We start from the raw sequence: 22,466 nt of genomic DNA, 5'->3' as shown, positions 1-22,466 counted from the left end.
ACCAGACCAGAGGATTTTTCGACCATGAAGATACTGTCCCGTCTTTCCACCCTGCTTTTGGCAAGCGCGCTGCTGGCAACGCCAGCCCTCTCCGCCGAACTGCGCATCGGCCTCGCGGACGATGCCGACGTGCTTGACCCGGCTCAATCCCGCACCTTTGTCGGCCGCATCGTCTACACCGCCATGTGCGACAAGCTTGTCGATGTCTCGCCGGACCTCAAGATCGTGCCGCAGCTCGCAACCGAGTGGAATTGGTCCGCCGACGGCAAGGAACTCACCATGAAGCTGCGCGAGGGCGTGAAGTTTCATGACGAGACGCCGCTCGACGCAGCCGCTGTCGTCGCCACCATCGAACGCAACATGACGCTTCCGGAATCGCGCCGCAAAAGCGAGCTGAGCCTCGGTGGAGAAGGTCGAAGCCACCGGCGATTACGAAGTCAAGTTCACCCTGAAGGCGCCGGACGTCACGCTTCTCGCGCAGCTTTCCGACCGTGCCGGCATGATCGTCTCGCCGACGGCCGCCAAGGAACTGGGCGCCGATTTCGGCTCGAAGCCCGTCTGCGCCGGCCCGTTCAAATTCGTCGAGCGCGTGCAGCAGGACCGTATCGTCCTTGAGAAGTTCGCCGACTACTGGGACAAGGACAAGGTCTTCATCGACAAGGTCACCTATCTGCCGATCCCCGATTCCACCGTGCGTCTCGCCAACCTGCGCTCCGGCGAACTCGACATGATCGAGCGGTTGGCTGCAACCGATGCCGCGTCGGTCAAGAGCGACGCCGCCCTCACCTACGCGGATGCCGTCAGCATCGGTTACATGGCCATGTACGTCAACATCGCCAATGGCCCGCGCGCCGACAACCCGTTTGGCAAGGACAAGCGCCTGCGCCAGGCTTTCTCGCTCGCCATCGACCGCGAGGCGTTGAGCCAGGTGGTCTTCGAGGGAACGGCCATGGCTGGCAACCAGCCCTATCCGCCGACAAGTCCCTGGTTCAACAAGGAGATCCCCGTCCCCGTCCGCGACATTGACAAGGCCAAGGAACTGATGAAGGCGGCAGGGCATGAAACGCTCGACATCGAACTGCAGCACGCGAACAGCCCGGTCGTGACCCAGATGATGCAGGTCGTGCAGTCGATGGTCGCCGAAGCCGGCTTCAAGGTTTCGCTGAAGGCGACCGAATTCGCCACCCTGCTTTCCGAACAGACCGCCGGCAATTTTCAGCTCAGCCGCTCGGATTGGTCGGGCCGCATCGATCCCGATGGCAACCTGCACCAGTTCGTCACCTGCAAGGGCGGTATCAACGACGCCAAGTATTGCAACGCGGAAGTCGACACACTCCTCAACGACGCACGCGCTTCGACCGACGAAGCGGTCCGCAAGGAGAAATACGATGCTGCCGCCAAGATCCTCGATGAGGATCTGCCGGTCATCTATCTCGGCCATCAGTCCTGGATCTGGGCCATCAAGAAAGACGTCACCGGCTTCGTTCCGTCGCCCGACGGCATGATCCGCCTGCTCGGCGTCAAGAAGGGCTGATTTGTCCAAGCTTGCCTGCGGAGCACCAGTGCTCCGCAGGCGATCCCGTAATCCAGGACCGTGCGCCCATGCATATCTACATCGGAAAACGGCTGCTCGTGGCCATACCGACGCTGCTGATCGTATCGATCTTCGTCTTCTCGCTGCAGAAACTGCTGCCGGGCGACCCGATCCTTGCCATGGCCGGCGAAGAGCGCGATCCGCAGGTCCTAGAATTCCTGCGGGAGAAATACCGCCTCAACGATCCCGTCATCTACCAATACGGCCACTGGATCGCCAATGTGCTGCAGGGCGATTTCGGCATGTCGCTGCGCACCAACCAGCCGGTGCTGGAACTGATCGGCGAGAAGCTGCCTGTCACCATCCAGCTCGCGGTGATGTCGATGATCTTCGCCTTCATTATCGGCGTGCCGATGGGCATCCTGGCGGCTGTCAAGAAGAATACCGTCATCGACTATGTCGCCAACATCATCGCGTTGTCAGGCCTTTCCATCCCGAATTTCTGGCTGGGCATCATGCTGATCCTGCTGGTCTCGGTGAGACTCGGCTGGTTGCCGGCCTCCGGTTACGAATTGATCTTCGTCGACCCCGTGCGCTCGATCCAGACCATGATCATGCCCTCCTTCGTCCTTGGCACGGCGCTTGCCGCCACCTTGATGCGGCATACCCGCTCGGCCATGCTGGGTGTCATGAAGGCGGACTACATTCGCACGGCGCGCGCCAAGGGGCTGTCGGAACGGGTCGTCATCCTGAGCCATACCTTCCGCAACGCGCTGCTGCCGATCGTGACGCTCAGCGCGCTACTGTTCGGCGAGCTTCTGGCCGGCGCTGTCCTCACCGAGCAGATCTTCACCATTCCCGGATTCGGCAAGCTGATCGTCGATGCCGTGTTCAACCGCGATTACGCCGTCGTCCAGGGCGTGGTTCTGTGCACTGCCATCGGCTTCATCCTGATGAACCTCGTGGCCGACGTGCTCTATGTCCTCCTCAATCCACGCATGAGGGCCAACCTATGACCGCGCTCGACCAGACCGCCCTTGCCGTTGCGGCACCGGCCAAGAGCAGCAATCGCGCCTGGCGGAAACTCAAGGCCAACAGAAGCGCCCTTGTCGGCCTCGCCATCATCGTGTTCTTCACCGCGCTTGCGACCGCCGCCCCGCTTCTGCCGATCGCCGATCCCCTCGCCACCAGCTGGACCGCCATTCGCAAGGCGCCATCCGCCGCCCATTGGATGGGCACCGACGAGATCGGCCGCGATATCCTCTCCCGCATGATCTGGGGGGCGCAGGCCTCGCTCATGGCCGGTATCTTTTCGGTCGCCATCGCCATCGCCATCGGCGTTCCATTCGGCTTGATCTCCGGCTATTTCGGCGGATGGGTCGATCAGGTGATATCGCGCGTCACGGAGGCCTTCCTGGCTCTGCCGTTTCTGATCATGGCCATTGCCCTTGCCGCCTTTCTCGGTCCCAGCCTCACCAATGCGATGATCGCGATCGGTCTGTCGGCCATGCCGGTCTTCGTGCGGCTGACGCGCGGCCAGGTGCTCGCGGTCAAGACCGAAGACTATGTCGAAGGCGCGCGCTCGATCGGCCTTGGCCATTTCGACATCATGACGCGATACATTCTGCCGAACATCATGGCGCCGATCATCGTGCAGGCGACCCTGACGGTCGCGACTGCCATCATTGCCGAGGCCAGCCTCTCCTTCCTCGGCCTTGGCCAACAGCCACCGGCTCCAAGCTGGGGTTCCATGCTCAATGTCGCGAAGAATTTCCTCGACCAGGCACCCTGGATGGCTATGTGGCCAGGGGCGGCGATCTTCCTGGTCGTGATCGGTTTCAATCTGCTCGGTGACGGTCTGCGCGATGCGCTCGACCCCCGGGAATCATAAAGAAATATCGAAGGAACAGTTGATGAGTGACTTTACCACCCGCCCGGAGATCCTCGGCACCTTCGGCGTCGTGACTTCCACCCACTGGATCGCCTCGGCCGTCGGCATGAGCATCCTGGAAAAGGGCGGCAATGCCTTCGATGCCGCCGTCGCGACCGGCATGGTGCTCCAGGTTCTCGAGCCGCATCTGGTCGGCCCCGGCGGCGACATGCCCGCCGTCATCTATTCCGCGAAAAAGGGCAAGGTCGAGGTCATCTGCGCGCAAGGGACCGCACCCGCCGGTGCAACCATCGAACACTACAGCGGCGAAGGCCTGTCGATCATTCCCGGTGACGGACTACTGGCGACCGTCATCCCCGGTTCCTTCGACGGCTGGATGCTGATGCTGCGCGACTACGGCACGCTTTCGATTCGCGAGATCCTGGAACCGGCAATCCACTATGCCGAACACGGTCACCCCGTCCTGCCGCGCGTCTCGGCCACAATCAAGGGGCTCGGTGAGTTCTTCGAAAAGGAATGGCCGACATCGTACGAGACCTGGCTTCCGGGCGGTTCCGCCCCCGAGCCCCACGCACTCTTCCGCAATCCGGTCCTGGCCGCCACCTGGCAGCGCATCGTCACCGAGGCCGAAAGCGCCAAGGGTCGCGAAAACCAGATCGAGGCGGCCCGCAACGCCTTTTACCGCGGCTTCGTGGCCGAGGCGATCGACACCTATCTGAAAACCGCCGAAGTCATGGATGCCAGCGGCAGCCGCCACAAGGGCGTGCTGACAGCCGGCGACATGGCCGGCTGGAGCGCCACGGTCGAAGAACCGCAGACCGATGACTATCACGGCTGGACCATCGCCAAGACCGGCCCATGGGGCCAGGGTCCGGTGCTTCTACAGTCGCTGGCGCTCCTGAAGGGCATCGATATCGCCGCCATGGACCCCGGGGGCGCCGACTTCGTCCACACGGTCGTCGAGGCGATGAAGCTCGCCTATGCCGACCGTGAGGTCTACTACGGCGATCCGGCTTTCGCCACCGTCCCGATGGACCGGTTGTTGTCCGACAGCTACAACGACGAGCGGCGCAAGCTGATCTCCTCGCAGGCGTCGATGACACTGCGCCCGGGCAAGCTGCCTGGCTACGAGACCCAATACGATCTCACCATGGAAATGCTGGCCGGCATGTCCGGCACCGGCGCGGTCTACGAGCCGACCATGTCGCACCTGACCGAAAAACGCGGCGATACCGTCCATATCGACGTCATCGACCGCGAAGGCAACATGGTGTCCGTGACTCCGTCTGGCGGCTGGCTGCAATCCTCGCCCATCGTTCCGGGTCTCGGCTTCTGCCTCAATTCGCGTGCCCAAATGTTCTGGCTGAAGCCCGGACTGCCAACCTCGCTGGCACCCGGCAAGCGCCCGCGCACGACGCTGACGCCGTCGATCGCGCTTTTCGAGGACCGTCCGACGCTCGCCTTCGGCACGCCCGGCGGCGACCAGCAGGATCAGTGGCAGCTCTCCTTCTTCCTGCGCTACGTTCATCACAAGCGGAACCTGCAGGCGGCAATCGACATGCCGCTGTTCCACACGTCGCATTTCCCGGGCTCCTTCTACCCGCGCACAAGCCAGCCCGGAAACCTGATGATCGAAAGCAATATCGGCAGTGACGTGATCTCCAGACTGGCCGCTATGGGCCATCAGATCACAGCAGCCGATCCCTGGACCGTCGGTCGACTGACCGCGGCCAGGAGAGATGCGAACGGTTTGCTGCGTGCAGCAGCGACGCCGCGTCTCATGCAAGCCTATGCAATAGGGAGATAGTCATGACCTGGTCGATTGTCGCACGCGATCCGCAGACGGGTCACCTGGGCGTGGCGGTGGCAAGCCGCTTCTTCGCGGTCGGCGCCGCCGTTCCACACATTCGCGGCCGGGTGGGCGCCATCGCCACCCAGGCCTTCGTCAGTCCCCTTTACGGCACGGATGGACTTGCGCTGCTCGCCGAAGGCCGTTCGCCGGAGGAGATCATTTCATTGTTGACGACCCGCGACGACGGGTGCCAGCAGCGTCAATTGCATTTGATCGACAGGGCGGGGCGCAATGCAGCCTTCACCGGATCCAAGTGCGTCGAATGGGCCGGGCATATTGTCAACGAAAATGTGTCAGTCGCCGGAAATATGCTGGCCGGTCCGCAGGTAATCGCCGAGACGCTTCGCGTCTACAACGCGCTGGCCGATGCGCCTTTTGCCGAGCGCTTGCTGGTGGCCATGGACGCCGGCGAGGCGGCCGGCGGTGACAAGCGCGGCAAGCAGTCGGCTGCGCTCGTGATCTACCGGGACCAGGACTATCCCTGGCTCGACATACGCGCCGACGACCACGCCGATCCCTTGCGCGAATTGCACCGTCTCTATGCAGTGGCACAGGAGCGCTTCCTGCATGTCGCGGAAACTATGCCGACCCGCGAGAACCCCCACGGACTGACGGACCGCACGGAGATCGACCGCAAGATCGCCGCACTGGAGGCAACCCGCGTTGCTGAAGGGCGTCCCTCACCTTCCTTCGCAACGCCGCTGAAGCCCGTGTGAACCTGAGCCACACGCATGACCGGAGCAGGCAAACCATGAGCCCCATGACCACAGCAGCCGCCACCCATGCCGAGATGCCCCCCGTTCTTTCCGTCGAGGGACTGACAACCTCCTTCCTGGTCGACGGCCAATGGCGCTCCGTGGTGCGCAACATCTCCTTCGACGTGAAGGCCGGCGAAACCGTTGCCATCGTCGGCGAATCCGGATCCGGCAAGAGCGTCACCTCACTGTCGATCATGCGCCTGCTGGCCCCGGACACGAGCCGCGTCGAAGGCCGCGTGTTGTTGAACGGCCGGGATATTCTGGCGCTCTCGGAAAAGGACATGCAGAAAGTCCGCGGCAACGAGGCCGCCATGATCTTCCAGGAGCCGATGACCAGCCTCAACCCGATCTTCACGATCGGGCGGCAGATCTCCGAAGTGCTGACGCGGCACAAGGGCATGTCGAAGACGCAGGCCCGCGCTGAGACGATCCGCATGCTGGAAAAGGTGCGTATTCCCAACGCCGCCGGGCGCTTCGACGACTATCCCCACCAGTATTCCGGCGGCATGCGCCAGCGCGTCATGATCGCCATGGCGCTTGCCTCGCGCCCTAATCTGCTGATCGCCGACGAACCGACGACCGCGCTCGATGTGACAATCCAGGGACAGATTCTCGACCTGATCAAGGAACTGCAGGAAGAGGAAGGCATGTCCGTTCTCTTCATTACCCACGACATGGGCGTCGTGGCCGAAATTGCCGACCGCACCATCGTCATGCTGCGTGGGGACGTGGTCGAAGAGGGCCCGACCGCCGACGTCTTCCATCGCGGTCAGCATCCCTACACGCGCGCGCTGCTGGCCGCCGTACCGAGACTCGGCTCGATGCACACGCATGCCTGGCCCCTGCGATTTCCGATCGTCGATATCGGCTCTGGCGAGGCGAGCGTTCCATTGGAGGTGGCCGATACGGTCGATACCCGGAAAACGCCGGTGCTGTCTGTCAAGAATCTGGTGACGCGGTTCGCGATCCGCAGCGGCCTGTTCGGTCGCCAGACCGGGGCCGTGCATGCCGTTGAGGACGTCTCGTTCGAACTCTTCCAGGGCGAGACGCTGTCGATCGTCGGGGAATCCGGTTGCGGCAAATCGACGACCGGCCGCTCCATCACCCGGCTGGTCGAGCCGAAGAGCGGCGAGATCCATCTCGACGGCTACGATGTCCTGTCGCTGGATCAACCAGGCCTGCGGGCCATGCGCCGCAGCGTGCAGATGATTTTCCAGGATCCTTTCTCAAGTCTCAACCCACGCATGACGGTGGGAGCGACCATCGCCGAGCCCTTTCTGAAACACCGTCTCGGCAGCCGGCAGGAGGCCAACGAAAAGGTCGCGGATCTGCTGCGCAAGGTTGGCCTTGCCCCGGAGATGATGGGTCGCTATCCGCATGAATTCTCCGGCGGTCAGCGCCAGCGCATCGCCATCGCCCGCGCCCTGTCGCTCAATCCGAAGGTGATCGTCGCCGACGAAAGCGTCTCGGCGCTGGATGTCTCGATCAAGGCGCAGGTCTGCAACCTCCTGATGGACCTGCAGGAAGAGTTCAATCTCGCCTTCCTGTTCATCAGCCATGACATGGCCGTGGTCGAGCGGATCAGCCACCGGGTCGCTGTCATGTATCTCGGCGAAATCGTCGAGATCGGACCAAGAGCCGCAATCTTCGACAGTCCGCAGCACGACTACACGAAGAAGCTGATGGCGGCGGTGCCGGTTCCCGACCCCGAGCGTCGTGGCTTGAGGCGCAGTGCGGCCATAGAGGAATTGAAAAGCCCTGTGCGTCCGGCCGGCTACGAACCACCCCGCCGCGAATACCGTGAAGTCACCACCGGCCATTTTGTGCAGGTCTGATCGACGCCGTCAGGGCAGACATCGTCCTGATCCCCTCGCGGGAAACCCGCGACCGCCCTCCGGTCAAAGGCCGAGCCAGTGATTTGACTGGCTCGTCTCAATCAGCCGCCGATTGGCGCGCAAGATCCAACGCCGCATCTATTCGGGAATGTTGAACGATCGGCGGAAATATGAACGGACAGCATCCATCGCCGGCGTGAATTCCGCATTGCGCCGCCAGGCGAGGCCGACATCCATGGAGGGGATCGGGTCGACCAGCGAGATGGTCTCGATCCGCCGGCCTTCCAGAGACCAGGGCCGATGCACCATGTCAGACAGGATCGCGACCCCCTGACTATTGGCCACCAGTGAGCGCACGGCCTCGACGGAGGAGGTGCGAAGCGTGATCTTCGGCAGATAGGCCGACTGGCTCCAGTATTTCAGTGTGCTGTGCGACGCCTCGTCCACGGTCAGCATGATATAGTCTTCTTCCGAGACTTCCCTGAGACCAACATTGTCCTTTTCAAGCAGCCTGTGGCGCGCCGGCAACCAGAGACGACGCTGCGAACTCAGCAGTTTTTCTGTCATCAGTTCCGGGTTGAGGATATTCGACGTCAACATGACGGCGATGTCGTAGCGGTTGGTGAGCAATCCCTCCTCGACCGATTCCCGGTTGAGTTCGAACAACTGGATGTCAATGCCCGGAAACTGGCGCTTCAACCGCTCGATGTGGAACGGCAGGAAATAGCCGATGACGGTATAGGTCGTGGCGATGCTGAGGGTGCCCTTTACCGCGTCTGTTACAAGATTGAGCTTGGTCGCCTCGTCGACCTTCTGCAGGATCTCGTAGGCCTGCGACAGGAAGCGCCGGCCCGCCGCCGTCAGCTCCATGCCGTGCGGTGTGCGTTCGAACAGTCCGGCGCCGACGGTCTCCTCCAGATCCTTGATGGCCGTCGTGACGGCTGACTGCGAGATCGAAAGGTTCACGGCGGCCTGCGAGACCCGTCCGGCCTCCGCCGTCGCGATGAAATAGCGGATCTGTCTGAGGCTTAGGGACATGCATTCATCATTCTGAATCGAGAATAGCCGGCATCTGAAAATACGAACGAAAAGCGCCAAGATTGCAGTATCTGAAAATTCTCCTTTTCGGATGCGCACCAATAGCTTGATTCGCCGACGAAAATTCCAGATTCACGACAATGCGCCATTATACAAATATCAGATAATGGCCTTCTGAAAATAGAATTTTTCAAATGAAAAAATTCTTCCTACGGTTTTCTGACGAATAGGCAGGCATCGCGCTGCGGTGCACAAAATGCAGGCAGAACAGGGAAGAAAAGTGGCACTCGAGGTCGTAGACATCAATTGTGATCTGGGCGAGGCCTTCGGCCGCTGGCGTGTCGGCGACACCGAAGACAGCGCGCTGATGGGACTAATCAGTTCCGCCAACATCGCGGCTGGCTTCCATGCCGGCGACCCTAACCTGATGGACCAAACCGTGCGCGTCGCCGTCGAGCATGGCGTCGGGATCGGTGCACATCCCGGCTACAACGACCTCCAGGGGTTCGGCCGCCGCAAGATCAACGGCACAGCCCGCGAACTGGTCAACGACATCGTCTACCAAGTCGGCGCGATCCGCGAATTCGCCCGCCGCCACGGCGCCACCCTCCAGCATGTGAAGCCGCACGGCGCGCTTTACATGGAGATGGCGGTCAATCCCGAATTCGCCCAGCTCTTTGTCCAGTACATGCGGACCGTCGCTCCGAACGCCTATGTCTTCTGCATGGCCGGCTCGGCGACGGAGACTGCGGCGCTTGAGGTCGGCCAGCCGCTGGTTCGCGAATTCTACGCCGACCGCGACTACGACGAGAGCGGCTCGATCGTCTTCACCCGCGATGTCGGTCGTCCGGACCCGATGGCGATCGCCCGCAAGGTGGTGCGCGCCTGCAAGGAAGGACTCGTCACCACGGTCAGCGGCAAGGACATCGAAGTGCCTTTCGAGTCGATCTGCTTCCATTCCGACACGCTCGGCGCCTTGGACATCGTGCGTAATATGCGGGAAGCCCTGATCGCCGAAGGCATCCGCATCGCCCCCGTTTCAGAAATCGTCAGATAACCGGAGACCACCATGAGCAAGCTCGAGATCAGATCGCCTCTGCCCGGCACCTTCTACCGCAAGCCCTCGCCGGATGCCGCTGCTTACAAGGCCGACGGCGACAGTGTGGCCGTCGGTGAGGTGATCGGCCTGATCGAGGTGATGAAGACCTTCCACGAGGTCCATGCCGATGCAGCTGGCAAGATCACCTTCGTCGCCGACGACCAGGAGCCGATCATGGCCGGCCAGCCGGTTGCCGAGGTCGAGGCATGACCATCCGCTCGATCCTCATTGCCAATCGAGGCGAGATTGCGGTGAGGATCATCCGCGCCGCCCAGGCGCTCGGAATACGGACCGTGCAGGTCCATTCGGCCGCCGACCGTGACATGCTGGCCGTCAGGCTCGCCGACCAGTCGATCGAGATCGGCCCCCCGTCTGCCGCCAAGTCCTATCTCAACATAGAGGCCGTCCTCAAGGCTGCCAGGGAAACCGGCGTCGACGCGGTCCACCCGGGTTACGGCTTCCTTTCCGAAAACGCTGCCTTCGCCCAAGCTGTTGAAGATGCCGGCCTGATATTCATCGGCCCGAAGCCGGAGGCGATCAGCCTGCTAGGCGACAAGGTCGAGGCCCGCAAGGTCGCCAAGCGCGCCGGCGTGCCAACCGTTCCGGGCTCTGACGGGCGCATCGAAGACCTCGCCACGGCTTGCGCCATCGTCGAGGAGATCGGTTTCCCGGTGATGATCAAGGCAGCCGCCGGCGGCGGCGGCCGGGGTATCCGCATCGCCGAGACCATGGCCGATTTCGAACGCCATTTCCCCCAGGCCTCGGCCGAGGCGCTCGCCGCCTTCGGCGACGGTGGCCTCTATGTCGAGAAGGTCATCACCAAGGCCCGGCATGTCGAGGTGCAGATCCTCGGCGATGGCACCGATGCCGTCCACTGCTTCGAGCGTGAGTGCTCGCTGCAGCGGCGGCGCCAGAAGGTCTGGGAAGAAGCGCCCTACTTCCGGCTGCCGGAAAACGTGCGCCAGGAACTGTGCGCCAGTGCCGTGGCGCTCGCCCGCGAGGTCAACTACCGGGGTGCCGGCACGGTCGAATATCTCTACGACGAGGTGAGCGGCGAGTTCTATTTCATCGAAGTCAACACCCGCATCCAGGTCGAGCATCCCGTCACCGAAATGATCACCGGCATCGACCTCGTGCAGGAGATGATTAAGGTCGCCGGCGGTGCCAGGCTCTCGGTCCGCCAGGAAGACATCCGCGTCACCGGTCATGCGATCGAGTGCCGGATCAATGCCGAGGACCCCGCGCGCGGCTTCCTGCCCGGCCCCGGCACGATCGAGGCGCTCGGCGTCCCGACCGGCGAGGGTGTTCGCTTCGACACCATGCTTTACGAGGGCTACACGGTTCCGCCCTTCTATGACTCGCTGCTCGGCAAGCTGATCGTCTGGGGCGAGACCCGCGACGCCTGCATCGCCAGGCTGGCCGACGCGCTCGACAATCTCGAGATCCGCGGGCTTGCCACCACCATTCCGCTCCACCGGGCCCTTGCCGCCGATCCTTCGGTTGCCTCGGGCGATGTCCATACCCGGTTCCTCGAACCCTGGCTGGAGACGGATTTCCCGGCCTTTGTCGCATCCAAGGAGGTTGCCTGATGCCCATGCGCTATACATTCGGGGGTGACGAACACCTCTTCGTCGAATGCTCGGAGGAAATGTCGCTCGAGGCCTTCTTCAACTCGCTGTCGATGACCACCGGCATCAAGGAATCGAAGATCAAGGGCGTAACCGAGATCTGCCCGGCCAATGCCTCCTTCCAGATCAAGTTCGATCCGGATGTCATCCATCCGAACGACATCCTGAAGGAAGTCCAGGCGATAGAAGTGGCGGCCGCCAAGTCCGAGCCGGTGATCACCACCCGCATCGTCGAGATCCCGGTCTTCTACAATGACCCGTGGACCCACGAGACGCTGATGCGCTTCCGCGAGCGTCACCAGGAGCCGAGCGGCACCGACCTCGAATACGCCGCCCGCGTCAACGACTACGGCTCGGTCGACGACTTCGTCGCCGCCCATTCCGGCTCGCCCTGGTTCGTCTCCATGGTCGGCTTCGTCTCGGGCCTGCCCTTCATGTACCAGATGGTCGAGCGCCAGCGGCAGATCCAGGTGCCGAAATACCTGCGCCCGCGCACCGACACCCCGCGCCTGACGGTTGGCCATGGCGGCTGCTTCGGTTGCATCTATTCGGTGCGCGGCGCCGGCGGCTACCAGATGTTCGGCATCACCCCCATGCCGATCTACGATCCGACCCAGACCACCTCCTACCTCAAGGACTTCATGGTGTTCTTCCGTCCGGGCGACATCGTCAAATTCAAGCCGATCAACCGCGAAGCCTATGACCAGGCCGTCGAGGATGTGGACAAGGGCCGGTTCGCCCCGCCGATCCGCGAAGTGAAGTTCGATCTGCGTGAATTCCAGAAAGACATCGACGGCTACAACGCGAAGCTGGAGGGCGTTCTCCATGGCCATTAAGGTTCAACATCAGGGTCTTGCCACCTCCGTCCAGGATCTCGGCCGCCCCGGTTATTTCCATCTCGGCATCCCGCTTGGCGGCGCCATGGACCGGCTGGCGCTGAAGGCAGCCAACCTGCTCGTCGGCAATGACGAGGGGGCCGCCGGCCTCGAAGCCGTGTTCATCGGCCCGAAGCTGGAATTCACCGAGGACGCCATGGTCGCCGTCACCGGCGCCGACATGCCGATCAAGGTCGACGGCGAGGAAAAGCCCGGCTGGACCGCCTTCAAGGTCAAGGCCGGCCAGGTCCTGACCTTCGACTTCCTCAAGACCGGCGCCCGCATCTACATCGCCGTCTCCGGGGGCATCGACGTGCCGCTGGCGCTCGGTTCGCGCTCGACCTATGCCATCGGCGCGCTCGGCGGCTTCAAGGGCCGGCCGATCGCCGCCGGCGACGAGCTGCCGGTCGGCACTGCCGGCATGGCCGTCGAGGGCAAGTCCATTCCCGAAGACCTGCGCCGCAGGCCCGGCATGCCGGCCGAACTGCGCGTGCTGCCGGGTCTCTACTGGCACCGCCTCACCGAGGAAGCGGGCAAGAACTTCTTCGAGGACACCTGGAAGGTGGCCCCGGAAGCCGACCGCATGGGCTACCGCTTCCGCGGCGGCCGCAAGCTCGACTTCGTCGATCGCGTCCCGCCCTTCGGCGCGGGTTCGGATCCCTCGAACATCGTCGACGCCTGCTACCCTTACGGCTCCATCCAGGTGCCGGGCGGCACCGAGCCGATCATCCTGCACCGCGATGCCGTCTCCGGCGGCGGCTATTTCATGCTCGGCACGGTGATCTCCGCCGACATGGACCTGATCGGCCAGCTGCAGCCGCATACGCCAACCCGTTTCGTCAAGGTGGACATGGAAACCGCCCTGACCGCCCGGAAGGACCGGGCCGCGCTGGTCGACCAGATCCGCGCGCTTTTCTGACCACGCAGCCAAAGACTTCAAACAGGGGAACGACCATGAAACACAAGATCCTAATGACGCTTGCAAGCTCCGCCCTGGCGCTTGCCGTTGCCAGCCCGGCGCTTGCCGACGCCTGGTATCCTTACCCGGCCCAGGCGATCGAACCGGCCTTCGCCGCCGACGGCAAGTCGGTCGATGTATCCTACTCGCCGCTCGAGAAGGCGGAGAAGCCGTGGAACATCTGCGTCTCCTTCCCGCACATGAAGGACGCCTACTGGCTCGGCGTCGACTACGGCGTCGCCGAACAGGCCAAGGACCTCGGCGTCAAGATGAACCTCGTCGAGGCCGGCGGCTATACCGAGCTCAACAAGCAGATCAGCCAGATCGAGGACTGCGTCGCCGGCGGTGCTGAGGCCGTGGTCATCGGCGCGATCTCGTTTGACGGGTTGAACAACCTCGTCAGCGAAATCAAGAAGAAGAACATTCCGGTCATCGACGTCATCAACGGCATGTCCTCGCCGGACCTGACCGCCAAGTCGCTCGTCTCCTTCTACACCATGGGCTACGAGACCGGCGCCTATCTCGCCAAGAAGCATCCGGCCGGTTCGGAAGAAGTGAAGGTCGGCTGGTTCCCGGGCCCGGCCGGCGCCGGCTGGGTCGAGGCCGCCAACAAGGGCTTCCTGGAAGCGATCAAGGGTTCTGCCGTCAACGCGCTCGAGCCGAAATATGGCGACACCGGCAAGGAAGCGCAGCTGAAGCTGGTCGAAGATGTGCTCCAGGCCGAGCCTGACATCCGCTACGTCGCCGGGACCGCCGTGACCGCCGAAGCGGCTCAAGGGTTGATCCGCGAACGCGGCCTCAAGGGCAAGGTCGACCTGCTCGCCTTCTACATGACGCCCGGCGTCTACGAAGGCATCAAACGCGGCTTCATCCTGGCGGCTCCGGCCGACTCCATGGTCATCCAGGGCCGCATCGCCATCGACCAGGCCGTCCGCGCACTGGAAGGCAAGGAACTGGTAAAGCATGTCGGCCCGAAGATCTTCGTCGTCGATCCGTCGAACGTCGAAAGCGTGCCGCAGACCAACATCCTGCCGCCGGATGGCTACAAGCCGGTCTTCTCGGTCAACTGACACCCCAGGGAGCCGGCGCGCGAATGCGCCGGATTCCACCCCTTTTTTCAGGCAATATGACTTCACGGATCGATGCGGATGGCCTTGAGCTCACCTCTTGTCGAAATGACCGGCATCGCCAAGTCCTATCCGGGCGTGCGTGCGCTGGACGGCGTGGACTTCTCGCTCGAACGCGGCGAAGTGCACGTGCTGTTCGGCGAGAACGGCGCCGGGAAGTCGACACTGATCTCCATCCTCGCTGGCGTGACCACGCCGACCGAGGGGGTGATCCGCATCGACGGTGAAGAGAAGCACTTTTCTTCGGTCAAGGACGCGCGGGCAGCCGGCATCGGTGCCGTGTTCCAGGAATTTTCCCTGGTCCCGACCATGACCGTGGCGGAAAACATCTTCCTCGGCCAGGAGCCGCGCAAGATGGGCCTGGTCGACCGCCGCGGCATGGTCGAGGAAGCCCGCGCGCTCTTTGCCGGCCTGGGCTTTGCCATCGATGTTCGCCGCTCGGTGATCTCGCTATCGCGCGCCGAACAGCAGATGGTGGAGATCGCCAAGGCGCTGCACCAGGAAGCCCGCATCCTGATCCTCGACGAGCCGACCGCGTCGCTGACCGAACGCGAGACGGAGAAGCTGTTCGAATTCATTGGCCAAGCCAAGGCCAAGGGCGTCGGCATCGTCTACATTTCCCACCGCATCCAGGAATTCAAGGCAATCGCCAACCGCATCACCGTGCTGCGCGACGGCCGGCTGATCGGCACGATCAGCGCCGAGAACCTGTCGGAAACCGTGCTGGTCGAAATGATGACCGGTCGCAAGATGGACGAGATCTATCCGCATATCGAACGCAAGACACAGGCCGAGCCGGTGCTGTCGATCCGTGGCCTCAAGGCCTGGGGCGTCGACGGCGTCGACATCGATGTCCGGCGCGGCGAAGTGCTGGGTGTCGCGGGTCTCGTCGGCTCCGGCAAGTCGCGCACCTTCCGCGCCGTCATGGGCCTGCTGCCCGTCGAAGGCGGCACAGTGAGCGTCCATGGCCATGATCGCACCGGCGCGCCGACCCGCAAACTGCTGCAGGACGGCGTCTTCTTCCTGCCCTCCGACCGCAAGGAGGAAGGACTGCTGCTAGGCGCATCCGCTCGCACCAACATCGCCCTCTCGGTCCTCAACCGCCGCGAAACCAATGCCGGCCTCGGCCTGATTTCGCCCGGCGGCGTCAAGTCCCTGACCAGCGAGATCGGCCGCAAGGTCGATCTCAGCGAGGCCTTCCTCGAACGCACCGCCTCCAAGCTCTCCGGCGGCAACCAGCAGAAGATCCTGTTCGGCAAAAGCTTCGGCGAGGACTATGACATCTACATCTTCGACGAGCCGACCGTCGGCGTCGACGTCGGCACGCGGGCCGCGCTCTACCGCATCATCAAGGCGATCGCCGAGGCCGGCAAGGCCGTCGTGGTGATCTCCTCCGACCTTCCCGAGGCCATGCACCTGGCCCATCGCCTGATCGTTTTCCGCAATGGCCGGATCTCGGCGGAATTCGAGGGCGAAGCCATTCAGGAACAGGCGGTTCTCGGCGCCTTCTTCGATCAGGAAAGAAAATCAGCATGAACACCCAGCCGGATACCGCGTCGCCCGCCGACTCCAAGCCAACCTTCTCCGCTCTTTCGGCGCTCAAGGCCGTCTTCATCAAGCTCGGCGTGCTGCCCTTCTTCCTCGTGGCGGCCCTCATCCTCTTCACGCTGGCCTCGAAACAGTTCCTGACGCTCGACAACCTCACCAACGTCGCGCGCCAGTCCGTCTATCTGGTGCTGGTTTCGCTCGGGCAGATGCTGGTCCTGGTTACCGGCGGCTTCGATCTCGCGGTCGGAACCTCGATCGCGCTTACCTCCGTGGTATCTGCCTCGGCCATGGTCTACTTCGCCGCCCAGTTTCCCGACATGGTCTGGCTCGTCATCCTGCTCGGCGTTCTGTCGGGCTTCCTCGCTGCGCTAGCGATTGGTTCGCTGAACGGCCTCGGCATCGCCCAGTTCGGCGTCTCGCCCTTCATCATGACCCTTGGGGCGCAGTCAGTTGGAGCGGGCGTCGCGCTCTACCTGACCGGCGGTGTACCGATCGGCAATCTGCCTTACGAATTCGGCGATTTCTTCGGCTTCGGCCGGGTCTTCGGCGTGCCCGTCCCGGTCCTGGTCGCGATCGTTGCCATCGTCGGCATATGGGTGCTGATGAACCGCACCCGAAGCGGCGCCCGCATCTATGCGATCGGCGGCAATATCAAGGCCGCCAACCTCTCCGGCATCAACACCAAGCGCACGCTGTTCCTCGCGTATATCCTTTGCGCCCTGCTGGCCTCGGTCGCCGGCGTGCTGCTCACCGCCCGCGTCGAGAGCGGCGAGACCAATCTGGGCGGCACGATCGCGCTGGAATCGATTGCAGCCTGTGTCATCGCCGGCGTATCGCTGCGCGGCGGTATGGGCCGGGTGGAGAGCGTGGTGCTTGGCGCCTTCTTCATCGTGCTGGTGCAGAACGGCATGAACCTCATGCAGATCGGCTCCTACATGCAGATGGTGCTGCTGGGCTCGCTTCTCATCCTCGCCGTCGTCATCGACCAGTTCCGCTACCGCATGCTCATCGGCAATCGCTGAGGCGGCATGGCTAAACGCACACAGATACGCAAGAGAGCCCCAGCGGGAGGGCTTCGATATTGCTCGATGCACCGTCGCGCGGCTTATGAGGACGATGGGACTTCGGGGGGATCATCCGCGGGAAGCCGATCCGCACGACGATCTGTGACAAGGGCGCTCCATGCCCCCTCGACCACGTGAAGCGCCACGGGCGTGGATTTTCGTTGTAAAGCCGCCGCGTGATCGACCAAGAGCGGCCTTATAAGTCCCCCTTCAGCGCCCGCAGCCTGAGAGTGGTCGCGAATGGTGGTGCTGTCGATCATGTGCTGCCAGTCATCGGTCAGCCCCAATTCGACGAGGGTCTCAAGGAGAGCATCCCAAACCCCTTGCTCAGCCCCAGCGGCGTAAGCGCGCATAGACGGCATTCCACTTGCGGTAGAGCCGGAAAACTTGTCTTATGACTATTTGTGCTTCTTCGTGAGATAAGGAAGCGCCGGAGAGGACGGCCATCCTCTTCCGGCGATGGGGGACGGATCGTGGAAATGCAGGCCGCCATTCATCGAGTGCCGGGCCGAGCTAGAGTGTGATCGCCCCCATCTTTTCCAATCGTCCTGAACGGATACCCGAGTTTCGGGCTCGGATGACAAGCATAGGAGGCGGAAAAGATGACGGATATTACCATCGGCGCGGACATCTCGAAAGACCATATCGACCTGCACAGCCTGCCAGACGGTCAAAACTTGAGGGTGGGCAATGACCGCAAGGGTTTTGCGGCCATTCTCAAATGGATCGGCGCAAAGAGCGTGGAGCGCATCGTCTATGAACCCACCGGCCCCTACCACAAGGCCTTCGAGCGCTTCATGGCCGCAAATGGCTTGCCGCTCTCCAAGGTCAATCCCCGCCTTGCCCGGCGCTTTTGCGAAGCCACCGGCAGGCTTGCCAAGACGGACCGGATCGATGCCGAACTGCTGGCCCGCTACGGGACGCTTCTTGAACCGCGCATCCTGCAGGCCAATACACAAGACCATAATGATCTGAAAGAGTTGCATATGGCGCGGCTGGCGCTCGTCAAAGACAGGACCGCCGCGAAGAACAGGGCCAAGAACCTTTCCAGCCCGCTGCTGAAGAAACACAACGTCGAAAGGCTCAGGCAGATCGAGCGCCAGATCAAGGCCGTGGACGAAGCCATCATGGCCTTGATTGCCGAGGACGCATCCCGCAAGGCTAGGTTCGACATCCTCGTCTCAATTCCGGGCGTGTCACAGGTCACGGCTTTTACACTTCTCATCGAGATGCCTGAACTGGGCGAACTGGATGAGAAAGCCGCAGCCGCACTCTCCGGTCTTGCGCCGGTGAGCCGCCAGTCCGGACGATGGACCGGACGCGCTTTCATTGCTGGCGGCAGGGCCATCGTCCGCCACGCGCTCTACATGCCCGCCCTCGTCGCTTGCCGCTTCAACCCAGATCTCAAGGCAAAATACGACGACCTCGTCAAAACAGGAAAGCCACCCAAGGTCGCCATTACAGCCATCATGCGAAAGCTCATCCTCCTGGCAAACGCACTTCTGCGAAACAACAGGAAATGGATCCCAAAACCCGCTTGATCAAAACGGATACTCTAGCTTCCGGCGGTCCAAAGTTTGGTCCCAGAGCAGTTGTGACGGACTCTACCAAAATCTGGAGGAAGATCAGGGTCTCAGGTCATCAGGTCAGCTCAGGTCAGCTTCCACGAACCGTGCAAACGCAAACGCCGCCCCGGAGGGCGGCGGATAAGCGTTTGATACGCGATAATTTTTGGTTGCGGGGGCAGGATTTGAACCTGCGGCCTTCAGGTTATGAGCCTGACGAGCTACCGGGCTGCTCCACCCCGCGTTATTGTTTGAGCGCCGGGCATTGCCCGTTTTTTTGTTTGCCGGTGCTCGAAGGCATTTGCCTTCTGCGGGCCGGCGGGGGCTGCTCCACCCCACGTTATGCTTTGATCGACGACTATTCGAACGCAAGAGGGCCGCTTTGCGAGCGGCCCTTGGTCGGCGATGGGCCGTAGAGATTTTGGATGAGAAGATGTTTGTTTTGCACTTAGCAGACCTGGCAGCGACCTACTCTCCCGCGTCTTGAGACGAAGTACCATTGGCGCTGGGGCGTTTCACGGCCGTGTTCGGAATGGGAACGGGTGCGGCCGCCCCGCCATGACCACCAGGTCGGCTAAGGGCAAAACATTGAGAAGCTGGTAGAGGCGTTTGCCTCGTTTGTCTTTTAGAACACGTCTTTTTTCTTCTGATCGGGCGTCGGAGCGAAGCTCCGCAAGGCCAAGCGGCCGTCGCACCTGATGGTGCGGCCCGTCCGGAGCGAAGCGGCAAAGCCGCGACAGCGTCAGGACAGAAGAACAGCATCATCATCGCGCCTTGAGGCGCGCTGATGAGCATGGTCAATGAGAACGATCAAGCCAATCGAGCTATTAGTACCGGTAAGCTTCATGCATTGCTGCACTTCCACACCCGGCCTATCAACGTGGTCGTCTTCCACGGCTCTGATAGGGAACACTCGTTTTCAGGTTGGTTTCCCGCTTAGATGCCTTCAGCGGTTATCCATTCCATATATAGCTACCCTGCTATGCCGTTGGCACGACAACAGGTCCACCAGAGATATGTCCATCCCGGTCCTCTCGTACTAGGGACAGATCCTGTCAATATTCCTACACCCACGGCAGATAGGGACCGAACTGTCTCACGACGTTCTGAACCCAGCTCACGTACCGCTTTAATTGGCGAACAGCCAAACCCTTGGGACCTGCTCCAGCCCCAGGATGCGATGAGCCGACATCGAGGTGCCAAACAACCCCGTCGATATGGACTCTTGGGGGTCATCAGCCTGTTATCCCCGGCGTACCTTTTATCCGTTGAGCGATGGCCCTTCCACGCGGGACCACCGGATCACTATGACCGACTTTCGTCTCTGCTCGACTTGTCAGTCTCGCAGTCAGGCGGGCTTATGCCATTGCACTCGACGACCGATTTCCGACCGGTCTGAGCCCACCATCGCGCGCCTCCGTTACTCTTTCGGAGGCGACCGCCCCAGTCAAACTACCCACCATACACTGTCCCGGATCCGGATAACGGACCGCGGTTAGACATCCATGACGATAAGGGTGGTATTTCAAGGATGGCTCCACGAGAACTGGCGTCCCCGCTTCAAAGCCTACCACCTATCCTACACATGCCGACACGAATGCCAGTGTAAAGCTATAGTAAAGGTGCACGGGGTCTTTCCGTCTGACCGCAGGAACCCCGCATCTTCACGGGGAATTCAATTTCACTGAGTCTATGCTGGAGACAGCGGGGAAGTCGTTACGCCATTCGTGCAGGTCGGAACTTACCCGACAAGGAATTTCGCTACCTTAGGACCGTTATAGTTACGGCCGCCGTTTACTGGGGCTTCGATTCAAAGCTTGCACCTCTCCTCTTAACCTTCCAGCACCGGGCAGGCGTCAGACCCTATACGTCGTCTTGCGACTTCGCAGAGCCCTGTGTTTTTGATAAACAGTCGCTACCCCCTGGTCTGTGCCACCCCACCTTACTTGCGTAAAATGGGGTCACGCTTCTTCCGAAGTTACGCGTGCAATTTGCCGAGTTCCTTCAGCATAGTTCTCTCAAGCGCCTTGGTATACTCTACCTGACCACCTGTGTCGGTTTCGGGTACGGTCTATAGGGTGGAGCTATTTCCTGGAACCGCTCCACAGCACATTCAATCCAATAAGAATGTACCATTTGTGCGATCCGTCACTACCACCAGGCCCACGAATATTAACGTGGTTCCCATCGACTACGCGTTTCCGCCTCGCCTTAGGGGCCGGCTAACCCTGCTCAGATTAACTTTAAGCAGGAACCCTTGGTCTTTCGGCGAGGGAGTCTCTCACTCCCTTTATCGTTACTCATGTCAACATTCGCACTTCCGATACCTCCAGGGCCCCTCACAGGTACCCCTTCACAGGCTTACGGAACGCTCCGCTACCACACATGATTGCTCATGTATCCTCAGCTTCGGTGCATGGCTTTAGCCCCGTTACATTTTCGGCGCAAAGACCCTTATTTAGACCAGTGAGCTGTTACGCTTTCTTTAAATGATGGCTGCTTCTAAGCCAACATCCTGGTTGTTTTGGGATCCTCACATCCTTTCCCACTTAGCCATGACTTGGGGACCTTAGCTGGAGGTCAGGGTTGTTGCCCTCTTCACGACGGACGTTAGCACCCGCCGTGTGTCTGCCGACTAGTACTCCTCGGTATTCGGAGTTTGGTTAGGATCAGTAAGACGGTGAGTCCCCATAGCCCATCCAGTGCTCTACCCCCGAGGGTATTCGGTCGACGCACTACCTAAATAGTTTTCGCGGAGAACCAGCTATTTCCGAGTTTGATTGGCCTTTCACCCCTAGCCACAAGTCATCCCAATCTATTGCAACAGATGAGGGTTCGGTCCTCCAGTTGGTGTTACCCAACCTTCAACCTGCTCATGGCTAGATCACTCGGTTTCGGGTCTAATGCAACTAACTAAAACGCCCTATTCAGACTCGCTTTCGCTGCGCCTACACCTACCGGCTTAAGCTTGCTAGTTACACTAAGTCGTTGACCCATTATACAAAAGGTACGCCGTCAGGCTTGCGCCCTCCGACTGTTTGTAGGCAACCGGTTTCAGGTTCTATTTCACTCCCCTTGTCGGGGTGCTTTTCACCTTTCCCTCACGGTACTTGTTCGCTATCGGTCATGCACGAGTACTTAGGCTTGGAGAGTGGTCTCCCCATGTTCAGACAGGATTTCACGTGTCCCGCCCTACTCAAGGACAATGTGTGTTCTACGCGTACGGGGCTGTCACCCACTACGGCCGCACTTTCCAGAGCGTTCCGCTTTATTCCACATTGCCACTGGCCTGGTCCGCGTTCGCTCGCCACTACTTGCGGAGTCTCGGTTGATGTCCTTTCCTTCGGGTACTTAGATGTTTCAGTTCCCCGAGTTCGCTTCTTACACCCTATTTTATTCAGGTGAAGATACCTTATTAACAATGCTTGGAAACCCAAGCCGTCATCGCTGACAGTTTGGATTTTCCAAGCATTTAAGGTGGGTTCCCCCATTCGGATATCCATGGATCAAAGCTCATTCGCAGCTCCCCACGGCTTTTCGCAGCGTATCACGTCCTTCATCGCCTGTGCATGCCAAGGCATCCACCAATTGCCCTTACGACACTTAATCGTTCTCATTGCCAATGCTCATCATCTATTGGGTTTGGAATTCCTATCCTTCTCGCTTGCGCTCGAAGAGGTTCCAAACCTGACCA

Annotated in this window: 15 protein-coding genes, 1 tRNA gene, 2 rRNA genes and 3 pseudogenes; 16 read left to right on the top strand and 5 right to left on the bottom strand. The window is 61.3% G+C overall.

The genetic code is table 11. From position 1 onward, the window contains the following. Positions 1–24 precede the first annotated feature (24 nt). The 6 genes and pseudogenes from ACWPVA_RS19860 to ACWPVA_RS19835 all read left to right on the top strand — a co-directional run bounded on the left by ACWPVA_RS19860 (position 25) and on the right by ACWPVA_RS19835 (position 7,870). Positions 25–1,534: pseudogene (locus tag ACWPVA_RS19860) on the top strand (ABC transporter substrate-binding protein). 68 nt (positions 1,535–1,602) lie between these two features. Continuing rightward, complete coding sequence (locus tag ACWPVA_RS19855) at positions 1,603–2,550, top strand: ABC transporter permease (protein WP_454289300.1); 948 nt, start codon at positions 1,603–1,605, stop codon at positions 2,548–2,550. Next, positions 2,547–3,425, top strand: coding sequence for an ABC transporter permease (locus ACWPVA_RS19850; RefSeq protein ID WP_454289299.1), 879 nt, complete (start codon positions 2,547–2,549; stop codon positions 3,423–3,425). Before ACWPVA_RS19855 ends, ACWPVA_RS19850 begins: the two co-directional genes overlap by 4 nt. Positions 3,426–3,447: 22 nt before the next feature. Further along, positions 3,448–5,232: a gamma-glutamyltransferase family protein gene (locus ACWPVA_RS19845; RefSeq protein WP_454289298.1), complete on the top strand. Its 1,785-nt coding sequence runs from the start codon at positions 3,448–3,450 to the stop codon at positions 5,230–5,232. 2 nt (positions 5,233–5,234) lie between these two features. Beyond that, the gene (locus tag ACWPVA_RS19840) at positions 5,235–5,993 is read left to right on the top strand and encodes a DUF1028 domain-containing protein (RefSeq protein WP_454289297.1); all 759 of its coding nucleotides are present in this window, start codon (positions 5,235–5,237) and stop codon (positions 5,991–5,993) included. A gap of 35 nt (positions 5,994–6,028) precedes the next feature. After that, positions 6,029–7,870: an ABC transporter ATP-binding protein gene (locus ACWPVA_RS19835; RefSeq protein WP_454289296.1), complete on the top strand. Its 1,842-nt coding sequence runs from the start codon at positions 6,029–6,031 to the stop codon at positions 7,868–7,870. 138 nt (positions 7,871–8,008) lie between these two features. Here the strand turns inward: ACWPVA_RS19835 and ACWPVA_RS19830 are convergent, their stop codons facing one another. After that, the gene (locus ACWPVA_RS19830) at positions 8,009–8,908 is read right to left on the bottom strand and encodes a LysR family transcriptional regulator (protein ID WP_454289295.1); all 900 of its coding nucleotides are present in this window, start codon (positions 8,906–8,908) and stop codon (positions 8,009–8,011) included. 256 nt (positions 8,909–9,164) lie between these two features. Between ACWPVA_RS19830 and ACWPVA_RS19825 the strand changes: the two genes are divergently transcribed. The 9 genes and pseudogenes from ACWPVA_RS19825 to ACWPVA_RS19785 all read left to right on the top strand — a co-directional run. After that, positions 9,165–9,965, top strand: coding sequence for a 5-oxoprolinase subunit PxpA (locus ACWPVA_RS19825; protein ID WP_454289294.1), 801 nt, complete (start codon positions 9,165–9,167; stop codon positions 9,963–9,965). A gap of 12 nt (positions 9,966–9,977) precedes the next feature. Continuing rightward, positions 9,978–10,217 carry an acetyl-CoA carboxylase gene (locus ACWPVA_RS19820; protein ID WP_454289293.1) on the top strand — a complete coding sequence of 80 codons (240 nt, stop codon included), beginning with the start codon at positions 9,978–9,980 and terminating at the stop codon, positions 10,215–10,217. Beyond that, on the top strand, positions 10,214–11,596 hold the full coding sequence (locus ACWPVA_RS19815; protein ID WP_454289292.1) for an acetyl-CoA carboxylase biotin carboxylase subunit: 1,383 nt from the start codon (positions 10,214–10,216) through the stop codon (positions 11,594–11,596). Before ACWPVA_RS19820 ends, ACWPVA_RS19815 begins: the two co-directional genes overlap by 4 nt. After that, positions 11,596–12,471, top strand: coding sequence for a 5-oxoprolinase subunit B family protein (locus ACWPVA_RS19810; RefSeq protein ID WP_454289291.1), 876 nt, complete (start codon positions 11,596–11,598; stop codon positions 12,469–12,471). Before ACWPVA_RS19815 ends, ACWPVA_RS19810 begins: the two co-directional genes overlap by 1 nt. After that, the gene (locus ACWPVA_RS19805) at positions 12,461–13,429 is read left to right on the top strand and encodes a 5-oxoprolinase subunit C family protein (RefSeq protein ID WP_454289290.1); all 969 of its coding nucleotides are present in this window, start codon (positions 12,461–12,463) and stop codon (positions 13,427–13,429) included. The genes ACWPVA_RS19810 and ACWPVA_RS19805 overlap by 11 nt, the downstream gene beginning before the upstream one ends. 35 nt (positions 13,430–13,464) lie before the next feature. Then, entirely contained in the window at positions 13,465–14,538 is a 1,074-nt protein-coding gene (gene torT, locus ACWPVA_RS19800; RefSeq protein WP_454289289.1) for a TMAO reductase system periplasmic protein TorT, read from the top strand. 78 nt (positions 14,539–14,616) lie between these two features. After that, on the top strand, positions 14,617–16,131 hold the full coding sequence (locus ACWPVA_RS19795) for a sugar ABC transporter ATP-binding protein (protein ID WP_454289288.1): 1,515 nt from the start codon (positions 14,617–14,619) through the stop codon (positions 16,129–16,131). Next, on the top strand, positions 16,128–17,165 hold the full coding sequence (locus tag ACWPVA_RS19790; protein ID WP_454289287.1) for an ABC transporter permease: 1,038 nt from the start codon (positions 16,128–16,130) through the stop codon (positions 17,163–17,165). Before ACWPVA_RS19795 ends, ACWPVA_RS19790 begins: the two co-directional genes overlap by 4 nt. A 37-nt stretch (positions 17,166–17,202) precedes the next feature. Further along, positions 17,203–17,350: pseudogene (locus tag ACWPVA_RS19785) on the top strand (IS3 family transposase); the annotation flags it as partial. Between the two features lies 1 nt (position 17,351). Here ACWPVA_RS19785 and ACWPVA_RS19780 read toward each other — a convergent pair. Next, positions 17,352–17,470 (bottom strand): annotated as a pseudogene (locus ACWPVA_RS19780) (IS5 family transposase); the annotation flags it as partial. A 339-nt stretch (positions 17,471–17,809) separates the two neighbouring features. Here ACWPVA_RS19780 and ACWPVA_RS19775 point away from each other — a divergent pair. Beyond that, a complete protein-coding gene (locus ACWPVA_RS19775) occupies positions 17,810–18,748 on the top strand; it encodes an IS110 family transposase (protein ID WP_454286697.1) in 939 nt (312 codons plus the stop codon). Positions 18,749–18,939: 191 nt separating this feature from the next. Here ACWPVA_RS19775 and ACWPVA_RS19770 read toward each other — a convergent pair. The 3 genes from ACWPVA_RS19770 to ACWPVA_RS19760 form a co-directional block, all read right to left on the bottom strand. Then, positions 18,940–19,016, bottom strand: a tRNA-Met gene (locus tag ACWPVA_RS19770). Positions 19,017–19,227: 211 nt separating this feature from the next. Further along, positions 19,228–19,342: ribosomal RNA gene (gene rrf, locus ACWPVA_RS19765) — 5S ribosomal RNA — on the bottom strand. A gap of 236 nt (positions 19,343–19,578) precedes the next feature. Beyond that, positions 19,579–22,381 (bottom strand): 23S ribosomal RNA (locus ACWPVA_RS19760). Between the last annotated feature and the right edge of the window lie 85 nt (positions 22,382–22,466).

It is taken from the genome of Rhizobium arsenicireducens, from assembly GCF_964021225.1.
This window is presented reverse-complemented; position numbering and strand designations above follow the sequence as displayed.

What these genes read in the sequence shown, in the direction of transcription:
- ACWPVA_RS19840 (WP_454289297.1), top strand. Translation starts at nt 5,235, where the DNA reads ATGACCTGGTCGATTGTCGCACGCGATCCGCAGACGGGTCACCTGGGC.
- ACWPVA_RS19790 (WP_454289287.1), top strand. Translation starts at nt 16,128, where the DNA reads ATGAACACCCAGCCGGATACCGCGTCGCCCGCCGACTCCAAGCCAACC.
- ACWPVA_RS19835 (WP_454289296.1), top strand. Translation starts at nt 6,029, where the DNA reads ATGAGCCCCATGACCACAGCAGCCGCCACCCATGCCGAGATGCCCCCC.
- ACWPVA_RS19855 (WP_454289300.1), top strand. Translation starts at nt 1,603, where the DNA reads ATGCATATCTACATCGGAAAACGGCTGCTCGTGGCCATACCGACGCTG.
- ACWPVA_RS19815 (WP_454289292.1), top strand. Translation starts at nt 10,214, where the DNA reads ATGACCATCCGCTCGATCCTCATTGCCAATCGAGGCGAGATTGCGGTG.
- ACWPVA_RS19810 (WP_454289291.1), top strand. Translation starts at nt 11,596, where the DNA reads ATGCCCATGCGCTATACATTCGGGGGTGACGAACACCTCTTCGTCGAA.
- ACWPVA_RS19805 (WP_454289290.1), top strand. Translation starts at nt 12,461, where the DNA reads ATGGCCATTAAGGTTCAACATCAGGGTCTTGCCACCTCCGTCCAGGAT.
- ACWPVA_RS19820 (WP_454289293.1), top strand. Translation starts at nt 9,978, where the DNA reads ATGAGCAAGCTCGAGATCAGATCGCCTCTGCCCGGCACCTTCTACCGC.
- torT (WP_454289289.1), top strand. Translation starts at nt 13,465, where the DNA reads ATGAAACACAAGATCCTAATGACGCTTGCAAGCTCCGCCCTGGCGCTT.
- ACWPVA_RS19830 (WP_454289295.1), bottom strand. Translation starts at nt 8,908, where the DNA reads ATGTCCCTAAGCCTCAGACAGATCCGCTATTTCATCGCGACGGCGGAG.
- ACWPVA_RS19845 (WP_454289298.1), top strand. Translation starts at nt 3,448, where the DNA reads ATGAGTGACTTTACCACCCGCCCGGAGATCCTCGGCACCTTCGGCGTC.
- ACWPVA_RS19795 (WP_454289288.1), top strand. Translation starts at nt 14,617, where the DNA reads ATGGCCTTGAGCTCACCTCTTGTCGAAATGACCGGCATCGCCAAGTCC.
- ACWPVA_RS19775 (WP_454286697.1), top strand. Translation starts at nt 17,810, where the DNA reads ATGACGGATATTACCATCGGCGCGGACATCTCGAAAGACCATATCGAC.
- ACWPVA_RS19825 (WP_454289294.1), top strand. Translation starts at nt 9,165, where the DNA reads ATGCAGGCAGAACAGGGAAGAAAAGTGGCACTCGAGGTCGTAGACATC.
- ACWPVA_RS19850 (WP_454289299.1), top strand. Translation starts at nt 2,547, where the DNA reads ATGACCGCGCTCGACCAGACCGCCCTTGCCGTTGCGGCACCGGCCAAG.